Below are 10018 nucleotides of genomic sequence, written 5' to 3'. Positions count from 1 at the left end.
GTCGGGCGGCGGGCAGAGGGAGGGCGTCGGCATCCGGCGATTCTGCGCCGCGCGCCGCCACGGTGCGCGCAGGCGCGACGATGGCCGAGTGCGCGCCGGGGTGGTGCGCGCTCGGCTGTGCAGGATCCTCAGCGCTCGTCGAAGAGCGGTCCGCTGCCCCAGGGCCGGGCGCCTTCGATGGCCAGCATCCGCAGCTTGAGCAACGCCCCGCCCGGCGCCGAGAAGCCGCCCGGCCGGCCGTCCGCGCCCAGCACCCTATGGCAGGGCACCACCGGCGCGAAGGGGTTGTGGCCAAGGGCTTGGCCCACCGCCCGCGCCCTGCCCTTGCCGCCCAGTGCCTCGGCGAGTTCGCCATAGGTGCGGGTCTGGCCAGGCGGGATCTGTCGCGCCAGCGCATAGACGCGGCGATGGAAGTCCGGCACGCCGCGCTCATCCAGCTGCAACTCGCACAGGTCGCGCGACTCTCCCGCCAGCAGGGCGCGGATGCCTTGCACGGCCTGCATCACCCAGTCGGGCGGCGCCACGGCGTCGGACGCGTCCGGACAACGGCGCAGCAGATGGGTGCGCAGGCCGCTGGCGCTGCCGTCCGCCTCGGGCAGCAACACGCTTCGCAGACCGGCATCGCCCCAGGCCAGGCCGCAATGGCCGATGGCGGTGTCGAAGACGACGAGGCCGGTCATGCCCGGGTCCGATTCAGGCCATCAAGCCGGCGACGGCAGCCGCCGGCCCCGCACGCCCAACGTCACCAACGTGAGCATCAGTGACAGGTACAGCCCCGCCGCCATGCCCAGCACCATGGGCAGCGGCCGGCCGTCGTTGAACAGGCTGACCACCGCCATGCCCACCGCGCCGCCCAGCATCTGCAAGGTGCCCATCAGGGCCGCCGCCGTGCCGGCGATGGCACCGTGGTTCTCCAGCGCCAGCACCGCCGTGGTCGGGATCACCAGGCCCATGAAGGCGCTGGCCACGAAGTACAGGCCGATGAGCACGGCCAGCGAATCGCCGCCCGTCAGGTAGTGGGCCAGCATCAGGCTGATGGCGACGCTGGCGCCCACGACGCCGAAGCGCACCAGCGGCACCAGGCCGAAGCGCGCCGACAGCCGTCCGTTGAGCTGCGCCGCGCCGAAGAAGGCCGCCGCGTTAACGCCGAAGGCGATGCTGTACTGCGTCGGCGTGAGGCCGTAGTGACCGATCATCACGAAGGACGAGGTGGACAGGTAGATGAAGAAGCCCATCATCGCGAAGCCGCCGATGAAGACCAGGCCCAGGAAGTGCGCGTCCAGCAGCAGCCGGCCGTAGGCACGCAGGGCGCTGCCCAGGCTGCTTTCCACCCGCGCCGAAGGCGGGCGCGTCTCTTCCAGGCTGAAGGCCAGCAGTGCCAGCCCGGCGACCGCCGCCACGGCGATGGCCCAGAACACCGCGCGCCAGCCCGCGACGGCGATCACGCCGCTGCCGGCCAGCGGCGCCAGGATGGGCGAGACGCTGAACACCAGCATCAGCAGCGACATCAGCCGCGCCGCATCGGGCCCCGTGTGCAGGTCGCGCACCACGGCGCGCGGAATGGCCATGCCCGCCGCAGCGCCCAGGCCCTGCACGAAACGCAGCACGATCAGCGTGTGGATGTCGGTGGCCAGCGCGCAACCCACGCTGGCCAACGCGAACAGCGCCATGCCGAAGAACATGGGCGGCCGGCGGCCCACCATGTCCGACACCGGACCGTAGAGCAACTGACCGATGCCGATGGAGATGAAGAACACCGTCAGGCTCAGTTGCGCGGTGCCGAAATCGGTGCCCAGCTGATGACCGATGGCCGGCAGCGCCGGCAGGTACATGTCGATGGCGAAGGGGCCGATGGCCGAGAGCAGGCCGAGAACGACGGCAATGCGGAGAAACCGGGGGGACGAAGACATAGGCGGCGCATTCTCCCGGCTTGGGCACGAGGCTGCCCGTCGACCCGGCGGCGGCCCCGGGCTGTCACGGGCATTGGGCCAGACCGGGGCCAGGCGCCAGCGGCAAGCCTGTCCAGCCAGATGACGGGCACGGCTGGAGGCAGCGCCCTTCCCTGCCCGCTGCAGCCGCCGCCTCAGAGCCGCCGCGCGCCCTCGGCGTCGAACAGGTGCACGCTGTCCGCGCCCCACTGCAGGTGCACCGCCTCGCCCACGCGGGCGCGCAGCGTGCCGGGCACGCGCACCGTCAGCAGCCCCAGCGGCGTGGCCACCTCGGCATAGGTCTCGGGGCCGGTCGGCTCGATCAGCTCGAGCACACCTTCCAGGCCCGCATCGGCAAAGACGACGTTCTCGGGCCGCAGGCCATAGAGCAGCTTCGTGCCGGCAGCCTGCGACGGCAGCGCCGGGTGGCGCGACGGGTCGCAGGGCATCACCAGCCCGCCCGCCTCCACGCCGCCCTCGGCACCGGTCGTGGCATCGATGAAGTTCATGGCGGGCGAGCCGATGAACTCCGCCACGAAGCGATTGGCCGGGCTGCCGTAGATCTGCTCGGGCGTGCCGAACTGCTGCACGATGCCGTCCTTCATCACGGCGATGCGGTCGCCCAGCGTCATGGCCTCGACCTGGTCGTGGGTCACGTAGACGGTGGTGGTCTTCGTGCGCTGGTGCAGGCGCTTGATCTCGGCGCGCATCTCCACCCGCAGCTTGGCATCCAGGTTGGACAGCGGCTCGTCGAAGAGGAAGAGCGCCGGGTCACGCGCCAGCGCCCGACCCATGGCGACGCGCTGGCGTTGGCCGCCCGAGAGCTGACCGGGCTTGCGGCCCAGCAGCGCCTCCAGCTGCAGCATCTGCGCCACGCGCTGTACGGTGGCCTCGCGCTCGGCCTTGGGCACCTTGCGCAGCTCCAGCCCGAAGGCAATGTTCTGCGCCACCGTCATGTTCGGATAGAGCGCATAGCTCTGGAACACCATCGCGATGTCGCGGTCCTTGCTGGGCAGGTTCGTGACCTCGCGCTCGCCGATGTGGACCGAGCCGGAGGTCGGCGCGTCCAGCCCCGCGATGATCGAGAGCAGCGTGGATTTGCCGCAGCCCGAAGGGCCGACCAGGATCAGGAACTCGCCGGCCTCGATCTCCAGATCGATGCCCTTGAGGATGTGTGTGTTGCCCGCGTAGGTCTTGTGGAGCTGGCGGATGCCGAGTGCGCCCATGGTGTTCATCCCTTCACCGCGCCGGCCGTCAGCCCGCGCACAAAGTACTGGCCCGCCACCACGTAGACGAAGAGGGTCGGCAGCGCGGCGATCAGCGCCGCCGCCATGTCCACGTTGTATTCCTTGACCGAACTGGTGGTGTTGGCCAGGTTGTTCAGGCCGACCGTGATGGGCTTGCTGTCGGCGCCGGAGAACACCACGCCATAGAGGAAGTCGTTCCAGATGGCGGTGAACTGCCAGATCACGGTCACCACCAGGATCGGCACCGACAGCGGCAGCACGATGCGCCGGAAGATCTGCCAGAAGCTGGCGCCGTCGAGCATGGCCGCCTTGACCAGCTCCGGCGGCAGGCCCACGTAGTAGTTGCGGAAGAACAGCGTGGTGGTCGGCAGCCCGGCCAGCAGGTGCATGAGGATCAGGCCCCAGATCGAGCTGGCGATGCCCAGCCAGCCCAGCACCTGGCTCATGGGCAGCAGCACCACCTGCATGGGCATGAACACGCCGAAGAGCATCAGCGCGAACATCGTCTCGCTGCCGCGGAAGCGCCACTGCGCCAGCACGTAGCCGTTGAGCGCACCCAGCAGCGTGGAGAGGGCCACGGCCGGCACCACCATCAGCACCGAGTTCATGAAGAAGGGCTGCAGGCCGCGGCAGTCGGTGCCGGTGCAGGCGGCGCTCCAGGCCTTGGTCCAGGCCTCGACGGTGGGCTGTGTGGGCAGCGCCACCATGCTGGTGGCGCGCACCTGGTCCATGTCCTTGAAAGAGGTGACCAGCATCACGTACAGCGGCGCCAGGAAGTAGGCCGCGAAGAGCAGCAGCAGCGCCCAGAGGATGGTGCGGTGAACGACGCGCATGAGTGTGTCCTCAGCCCTTCTTGGTCCGCAGTTCGGAGTAGAGGTACGGCACCACCACGGCCGCCACGGTGGCCAGCATGACGGTGGCGCTGGCCGCGCCCAGTCCGATCTGGCCGCGGGTGAAGGCCATGGCGTACATGAAGGTGGCCGGCAGGTCGGTGGCGAAGCCCGGGCCGCCGGCCGTGAGCGCCATCACCAGATCGAAGCTCTTGATGGCCAGGTGGCTCACCACCAGCACGGTGCTGAAGAACACCGGCCGCAGACTGGGAATGATGATGCGCCAGTAGATGCGCGGCAGGCTGGCGCCGTCCACCTGCGCCGCCTTGATGATGGCGTCGTCGATGCCGCGCAGCGCCGCCAGGAAGAGCGCCATGACGAAGCCCGCGCTCTGCCACACGCCCGCGATCACCACGCAGTAGATGGCCCGGTCGGGGTCGACCAGCCAGTCGAAGCTGAAGCCCGCGAAGCCCCAGGACTGCATCAGGTGTTCCAGGCCCATGCCGGGGTTGAGCATCCACTTCCAGGCGGTGCCGGTGACGATGGCCGAGATGGCCATGGGGTACAGGTAGACCGTGCGCAGCACGCCCTCGGCGCGGATCTTCTGGTCGAGCAGGATGGCCAGCAGAAGACCCAGCAGCGTGCTGCCGCCGATGAAGAGCACGCCGAAGATCAGCATGTTCGTCATCGCCACGCGGAAGCGCTCGTTCTCCCACAGCGTGAGGTAGTGGTCGAGCCCGGCGAAGTCGTAGTTGGGCAGCAGCCGCGACTCCGACACCGACAGGTAGCCGTTCCAGGCGATCAGCCCGTAGATGAACAGGAAGGCCAGGATGAAGCTGGGCGCGATGACCAGCTTGGGCAGCCAGGGCGTGGGCAGGCGGGAAGGCGCGGACATGGGGCTCCCTCGTCGGGCGATGCGGCGTCGGGCCCCGGCGCGCAGCGCACGGGGCGAAGCTCTTTCAGGTGCCGGACAGCGGTGCGGCTCAGCGGGCCTTGGCCGCCGCGGCGATCTTGGCGACCGCGTCCTGCGCGCTCATCTTGTCGCTGTTCCAGTACTGGCTTACGGCGTCCTTGAGCGCGCCTTCGACGGCCGAGGGCACGGCCATGCTGTGGGCGGCGCTGGGCACCAGGGCGCCCGACTTGGCGGTGGCCGCGAAGTCCTTGGCCGAGAGCTTGGCGCAGTCGTCGAACTTGTCCATCGGCACGTCCAGCCGCACCGGGATCGAGCCCTTGGCCAGGCTGAAGGTCTCCTGGAAAGCCGGCGACATGATGGCCTCGGCCAGGTCGTTCTGGGCCTTGATGCGGTCGTCGCCCTTGACCTTGAACATGGCGAAGGAATCGATGTTGAAGGTGAAGGCCTGGGCCGTGCCCGGCGCGGCCATGCACAGGAAGTCGCTGCCCGGCTTCTTGCCCGCGGCCACGAACTCGCCCTTGGCCCAGTCGCCCATGAACTGCATGCCGGCCTCGCCCTTGATGACCATGGCGGTGGCCAGGTTCCAGTCTCGGCCCGAGGCGGCCTTGTCGGTGTAGGGCTTGATGCGCTTGAAGGTCTCGGCGGCCTTGATCATGGTCGGGCTCTTGAGGGCCTCCTGGTCCAGTTGCACCAAGGCCTTGCGGTAGAAGTCGGCGCCGCCCACGCCCAGCACCACTGTCTCGAAGGTGGTGAAGTCCTGCCAGGGCTGGCCACCATGGGCCACCGGGGTGATGCCGGCTTTCTGCAGGGCGTCGGCGGTGGCGAAGAACTCGTCCCAGGTGGTGGGCGCCTTGGCCTTGGCCTTCTTGAGCGCCTCGGGGTTGATCCAGAGCCAGTTCACGCGGTGCACGTTGACGGGCGCCGCCACGTAGTTGCCCTTGTATTTCATGATGGCGGCCACGGTGGGCGGCAACGCGGCGTCCCACTTGTTGGCCTTGGCGACGCCGTCGATGCTGGTCAGCACGCCCTCGCGCGCCCATTCCTGGATGGCCGGGCCCTTGATCTGGGCGGCCGAGGGCGCGTTGCCGGAGACCACGCGCGACTTCAGCACCGTCATGGCCGAATCGCCACCACCGCCGGCGACGGCGAAGTCTTTCCAGGTGTCGCCCTTGGCCTGCAGCGTGGCCTTGAGCGCCGCGGCAGCCTTGGCCTCGCCGCCGCTGGTCCAGTAGTGCAGCACTTCGACCTCGCCCGCCTGGACAGCGCCGGCCAGCGCCAGCAATGCGGCCGCGGCGGCGGTGCGGGTGAAGGAAGCAGTCGGAAGAACGCGCATGGTCAGGTCTCCTTGAAGCGCCCCGCGGGGCCAGTGTCGGTCAGTGAACCCGTTCGCTCTGACCCGGTTGCCCCGTTCGCCCTGAGCTTGTCGAAGGGCTTGTGCCCAGGCTTCGACAGGCTCAGCCCGAACGGTCTTTGGTCAACCGGTCCGCATTGCCCCCGCGGGGCCGTTGAACGGTCGGCGTCGTCGCCGCGGCCGGATTATTAAAGCCTCTTTAATTTATTAATCTAAGGTTAAACCCGAGGCCGAAGCGGCCCTGCTTCGTTAATCTAGTCGCCATGCACATCCTGCTTGCCGAAGACGACGCCCTGCTGGCCGACGGACTGGCGGCCCAGCTGAAGGGCGCCGGCTTCGCGGTGGAGCACGCGCCCAATGGCGCCGTGGCCGAGTACCTGCTGGGCCGCCATGCCTTCGATCTCGCCATCCTCGACCTGGGCCTGCCGCTGCTGGACGGCCTGAGCCTGCTGCGAAAGGTGCGCGCCGAGCAGCCGCTGCTGCCCATCGTCGTGCTCACCGCGCGCGACAGCCTGGAGGACCGCGTGAGCGGCCTGCAGGCCGGCGCTGACGACTACGTGACCAAGCCCTTCGACTTTCCGGAGCTGGAGGCGCGGCTGCATGCCTTGCTGCGTCGCACGCGGGCGCGCGGCAGCGGCCTGCAGGTCGGCGGAATGCTGCTGGACCGCGACAACCGCCGCGCCACCGTGGGCGGCGAGGCCATCGAGCTGAGCGGCCGTGAATGGGACATGCTGGAACTGCTGGCCGAGCGCGCCGGCGAGGTCGTGACCAAGGACGAGATCGTGCGCGCCTGGATGGGCGACGAGGGCGACAGCGCCGCGGTGGGCAATGCCGTGGAGGTCTACGTGCACAAGCTGCGCCGCAAGCTGGAGAAGCCGGGGCTGGTGATCCGCACGGTGCGCGGGCTGGGCTACCTGCTCGAAAGCCCGGCGCCGGGGCCGACTGCGGGCGCGCGTGGCTGAGTCGCCCTTCCCCGCGCCCGGCCGCTTTGCGCCCACCCTGCGCCGCCAGCTGCTGCTGTGGCTGCTGCTGCCCCAGCTGGTGTTGTGGCTGGCCGGCGGATTGGCGGCCTACCAGCTGGCGGAGCGCTACACCAATGCGGCCGTGGACGCGAGCCTGCTGCAGGCCTCGCGCGCCCTCGCCCGCCAGTTGCGCCCGCTGGACAACGGCCTGCTGATCGACTTTCCTCGCGCCGCCCAGGACGTGCTGGAGGCCGACCCCGACGACCGGCTGCACTACATGGTCAGCACGCCGCCCGGCGCCTTCATCCTGGGCAACCACCAGCTGCCGCTGCCGCCGGCCGCCGTGATGGCCCGGCCGCCCATCGGCCAGCCCTACTTCTACGACGCGCTGCTGCCACCCGCCAACGACGAGGTCGGCACGCGCCAGCCGCTGCGCGTGGCCGCCCTCTTCCTGCGCCAGGGCGGCCGCGACGACCCGGACGCGGTGCTGCTGGTGCAGGTGGCGCGCAGCCGCACCAGCCGCGAGGAACTGGCGCGGGGCATCCTTTGGGACACGCTGCTGCCGCTGGCCGGCCTGATCCTGCTGATGACCACGGTGATCTGGCTGGGCATCCGTGCCGGCCTGGCGCCGCTGCTGCGCCTGCGCCGCGAAGTGGAAGGCCGCGCGCCCACCGACCTCGCACCGATCCGCCTCGACGCCGCGCCGGGTGAGGTGCGCGCGCTGGTGATGGCGGTGAACGGACTGCTGGCTGCGGTGCAGAACAACCTGGCGCAGCAGAAGCGCTTCATCAGCGATGCCGCGCACCAGATGCGCACGCCGCTGGCCGGCCTCAAGTCGCAGGCCGAGGTGGCGCTGGCCCTGGCCGGCGACGAGGCCCAGCGCGAGCGCCTGCGCCGCGTGCACGAGAGCGCCGACCGCAGCGCGCACCTGGTCAACCAGCTGCTCACCCTGGCGCGCGCCGAGCCCGACACCGCCGCGGCCCGGGGCTCGCCGGTGGACCTGCGGGCGCTGGCGCAGGAGCTCACCGCCACGCTGGTGCCGCGGGCGCTGCGCGAGGGCATCGACCTGGGCTTTGCGCCCGTGGAGGAAGAAGGAAGCCCGGTGGATGAGATCGCGGCAAATGCTTCCGACGCCGCCGGCGATGGCGATGCCAATGCCGACGAAGCGATGGACTCCACAGCAATCTCCACGCCCGCCGAGGCGCCGCCCCTCATCGTCATCGGCCATGCCTGGCTGCTGCGCGAAGCGCTCAGCAACCTGATCGACAACGCCCTGCGCTACGCCGGACGTGGCGCGGTCGTGACGGTGGATGTTCAGCACGATGGCGACGAGGCGGTGCTGAGCGTCACCGACGATGGCCCCGGCATCGCGCCGGAGGACTCATCCCGCGTCTTCGAGCGATTCGTCCGCGCCACCGACCAGGGCAACGGCTGCGGCCTGGGCCTGCCGATCGTGAAGGAGATCGTGGAGCGCCAGGGCGGGCGCGTGACGCTGGCGCCGGTCCAGCCACGCGGGCTGTGCGCCCGCATCCATCTGCCGCTTGCGCCGACCACCTGAAACCTCGCGCCGCGGCCAATGCCGGCCGGTCATTCAAGAACCGTTCGGGCTGAGCCTGTCGAAGCCGGGGCACAAGCCGTTCAAGCCGCTCAGAGCGACGGGGGCGAGTGACCGGGATCGCGCGCAAAGACAGTGTTCAGGCCGCAGGCACCGGCACCCGGTCCGCCCCCTCGAAGTCCGCATGCGCGGCCAGGAAGTCCAGCACCGCCCGCACCCGCGCCGGCAGCCGCCCGGGCCGGCCCAGGTAGACGGCATGCAGCGGCTCCAGCTCGTGCGGATTGAAGGCCTCCATCACCGGCACCAGGCGCCCGGCGCGCAGGTCGGGCAGCACGTGGTAGACGGACAAACGCGCCAGCCCCACGCCTTCCATCGCCAGCAGGCGCAGCGCCGCACCGTCGCTGGCGCGGGCGCTGCCCACCACCGGCATGGCCACCGCGCGGCCGTCGACCACCAGTGGCCAATCGGGCACGTTGCGACGGTAGGTGGAGCCCAGACGGTTGTGTTGCGCGAGCTCCTCCACCGTGGTGGGCGTGCCGTGCCGCGCGAGGTAGTCAGGTGAGCCGACGATGGCCTGCGCCGTGTGGCCCAGCAGCCGGCCCACCAGATCCGAAGGCGGCAGCTTGCCCCAGCGGATCGCGATGTCGCAGCGTTCCTCCATCAGGTCGACCACGCGGTCGGTGAGCACCACATCCACCTGCAGCTCCGGATAGGCCTCCAGCAGCCGCGGCACCAGCGGCAGCAGCAGCCGATGCCCGAAGGGAATGCTGGCATTGATGCTGACCCGCCCGCGCGGCGCGGCGCCGGCGCCCACGCAGCGCTCGGCCTCGTCCAGGTCGGCCAGCACCCGCAGGCCGCGCTCGTAGAAGAGCTGCCCTTCGACCGTGAGCTGCAGCTTGCGGGTGGAGCGGTGCACCAGTTGCACCGAGAGGCGCGCTTCCAGCCGCGCCACCAGCTTGCTGATGGCCGAGGGCGTCAGGCCCAGGTGCCGGGCTGCGGCCGAGAAGCCACCCCGGTCCACCACCTGCACGAAGGCCTCCAGTTCGCCAGCGCGATTGACCTCGACCCGCACTTGAGCCGATTTGTGAATTTGCTTCACAGCTGCTTGTCCAGCGAGCGTCCTAGTCATCATGAGGCGATCAGATCACAGTCACGGCCATCATGCCTCTCGCACTTCTTGCCCTCACCGCCGGCGCCTTCGGCATCGGCACCACCGAATTCGTCATCATGGG

At 70.0% G+C, this 10018-nt stretch carries 9 protein-coding genes; 2 read left to right on the top strand and 7 right to left on the bottom strand.

Translation table 11 applies throughout. The features are described from left to right. Window positions 1–128 precede the first annotated feature (128 nt). The 6 genes from QZ772_RS15660 to QZ772_RS15635 all read right to left on the bottom strand — a co-directional run bounded on the left by QZ772_RS15660 (window position 129) and on the right by QZ772_RS15635 (window position 6251). Window positions 129–680: a methylated-DNA--[protein]-cysteine S-methyltransferase gene (locus QZ772_RS15660; protein WP_295528093.1), complete on the bottom strand. Its 552-nt coding sequence runs from the start codon at window positions 678–680 to the stop codon at window positions 129–131. 21 nt (window positions 681–701) lie between these two features. After that, window positions 702–1910, bottom strand: coding sequence for a multidrug effflux MFS transporter (locus QZ772_RS15655; protein WP_295528091.1), 1209 nt, complete (start codon window positions 1908–1910; stop codon window positions 702–704). Window positions 1911–2083: 173 nt separating this feature from the next. Then, the gene (ugpC, locus tag QZ772_RS15650) at window positions 2084–3154 is read right to left on the bottom strand and encodes a sn-glycerol-3-phosphate ABC transporter ATP-binding protein UgpC (RefSeq protein WP_295528089.1); all 1071 of its coding nucleotides are present in this window, start codon (window positions 3152–3154) and stop codon (window positions 2084–2086) included. 5 nt (window positions 3155–3159) lie between these two features. Next, window positions 3160–4008 carry a carbohydrate ABC transporter permease gene (locus QZ772_RS15645; protein WP_295528087.1) on the bottom strand — a complete coding sequence of 283 codons (849 nt, stop codon included), beginning with the start codon at window positions 4006–4008 and terminating at the stop codon, window positions 3160–3162. Window positions 4009–4018: 10 nt separating this feature from the next. After that, entirely contained in the window at window positions 4019–4900 is an 882-nt protein-coding gene (locus QZ772_RS15640) for a carbohydrate ABC transporter permease (RefSeq protein ID WP_295528084.1), read from the bottom strand. An 88-nt stretch (window positions 4901–4988) separates the two neighbouring features. Further along, complete coding sequence (locus QZ772_RS15635; RefSeq protein WP_295528081.1) at window positions 4989–6251, bottom strand: ABC transporter substrate-binding protein; 1263 nt, start codon at window positions 6249–6251, stop codon at window positions 4989–4991. A gap of 281 nt (window positions 6252–6532) precedes the next feature. On the opposite strand from QZ772_RS15635, the gene QZ772_RS15630 reads away from it, so the two are divergent. Both QZ772_RS15630 and QZ772_RS15625 read left to right on the top strand, forming a co-directional pair. After that, on the top strand, window positions 6533–7231 hold the full coding sequence (locus QZ772_RS15630; protein WP_295528078.1) for a response regulator transcription factor: 699 nt from the start codon (window positions 6533–6535) through the stop codon (window positions 7229–7231). Further along, window positions 7224–8789, top strand: coding sequence for a sensor histidine kinase (locus QZ772_RS15625; protein ID WP_295528075.1), 1566 nt, complete (start codon window positions 7224–7226; stop codon window positions 8787–8789). The genes QZ772_RS15630 and QZ772_RS15625 overlap by 8 nt, the downstream gene beginning before the upstream one ends. A 136-nt stretch (window positions 8790–8925) precedes the next feature. Here QZ772_RS15625 and QZ772_RS15620 read toward each other — a convergent pair whose 3' ends face one another. Then, window positions 8926–9885 carry a LysR family transcriptional regulator gene (locus QZ772_RS15620; RefSeq protein ID WP_295528072.1) on the bottom strand — a complete coding sequence of 320 codons (960 nt, stop codon included), beginning with the start codon at window positions 9883–9885 and terminating at the stop codon, window positions 8926–8928. Window positions 9886–10018 lie beyond the last annotated feature (133 nt).

The organism is uncultured Pseudacidovorax sp., assembly GCF_913773995.1.
GTDB lineage: Bacteria > Pseudomonadota > Gammaproteobacteria > Burkholderiales > Burkholderiaceae_C > Xenophilus.
Note: the sequence above shows the minus strand (reverse complement) of the source record. Positions and strands in the feature narration are given on the sequence as shown.